Here is a 1,635-nt window from a genome sequence, read left to right on the forward strand (position 1 = left end):
GCACAGACCGCGCAATTGTCAGGGGACGTTGGATTGTCGGTGGCAAATAGCGTCAGGACGCTAACGGGGCGCTAGACAGAGGGAGAACGTAGATGGCGAAAGCAAAGAAGGCGAAAAAGGCAGCGAAAGCAAAAAAGACAGTAAAAAAAGCTGCTGCGTCATTTGAATTGGCAGCCAATCATCCGGAAAAGCGATACCCAGGAAGTGACGGCTTTCACGACATACTGTGCCGATGGATACCTGGTCAGGGAACGGTGTGCAAGCAAGTTCCTAAAGGAGGTAGTTGGGACGATGCTTAGCGCTAACGCGCGTCAGCACTGCGTCACCACCCACCATTGCAGCAAGCAAACCAGGCCGTGGCTTATGCGCATCCAACTCACTTTTGCTCAACACCCTGCTCGGCGAGAGCGAGGATCAACAATCGTCTTTCGCCAACGGTGTTCGGGTGAGTTTGAGCCAGGCAGGTTTGCCTTCCCGGTCCTATGACTAGCAAAGAGTCGTTGGCTCAGCTCGACACACAACTGCTGGATCTCATTGACGTAGCCGCAGCGTGACATGATCGTGCACAAGCTGTGCACCGCGCCGCACATAGTGAATTGTGTCACCAAGCGCCTTTCCCAGCCAAACGAATTGTCATTCCAGCGCAGGCGACGCCACCAGGCGGAAACTCATCAACAAAAGCATCGGACGAGAGGGCAGTGATAGCGACGCGGGCATGCAATGACCGCGGGCACCGAGGCGACTGCAGTCGCGAGACCGGTTAACAAGGCACCCGAGCGCGGGGCAGTGATAGCGACGCCGGTATGCAATGCCGGCGGGACCCGCGAGCGAGTGCCTCCGGCGAGCGACACATCATATTATCTCTCACTTGCGCGAGGGATCGAAGCCGAATTGCCGAGATGCCGTGCGGCTCGGTTCGCGAGAGCCCGGTGCGGCCGCCGCTGCACGCGTCGAAACAATCGGCCAACGCACACTCAAGCCTGTGGCGGCGACACTTCCTCTGTAGCCTTTGTTTGCGCGTCGTAGATCCTGACGCGAAGGATGGGGAAGCGCTTCTTCAACTCCGCCGCTCCTGCCCACGCCCCGTCTCTGGTCTTCAAATTCGGCCTTTAATCGACCGTCGACTTCGAGGGCATAGCCAGAAGCGGGCAGTCTACGAGCAGCAGCAACCATTCTCGTCCTTAATATATTGGGCTGATCGACAACACCTGCTTAGCGTGAGTCGGCCAGATCGCACCAGCACGTGGATAACCGAGTATTCTGTGACCTGACTTCCCGCAGATATCGCGCATCTGCATCCAAGGATGCACGTTGGCATCATCTGACCAGCACGCGACCGAACACGCTAGCAACATAGCCCCGCTCAACATGGCTGCCGACTTTGCGCCGGTCAGAAGGATCGCCGTTTGAACTAGCGCGATCCACCATTAGAAAACTTGAGCAAGCGTCGGCCAAGCTCAGGCGTTGAGGTCTAACTTCAGCATCCCCGTAGTTCGATCTCAATAAAAAATGATCACTAGGTGCTGATGTGATCGCTCTGTCTCACTTGGATTCTAGCTCCGTTCAGATATCGCAACATGTTCCAGGCTTCTTCTACCTTCAGTGGAGAGATCACGGCGATTCATGATTGAATGA

General features: G+C 56.1%; 1 protein-coding gene. It reads left to right on the forward strand.

Annotation, left to right across the window (positions count from 1 at the left end):
• Nucleotides 1-92 precede the first annotated feature (92 nt).
• Nucleotides 93-299, forward strand: a complete 207-nt coding sequence (locus AC628_RS43640; RefSeq protein ID WP_143202097.1) for a hypothetical protein — start codon at nt 93-95, stop codon at nt 297-299.
• The last annotated feature ends 1,336 nt before the right edge of the window (nt 300-1,635 follow it).

The sequence above is a fragment of the Bradyrhizobium sp. NAS96.2 genome (assembly GCF_001908235.1).
Lineage (GTDB): Bacteria > Pseudomonadota > Alphaproteobacteria > Rhizobiales > Xanthobacteraceae > Bradyrhizobium.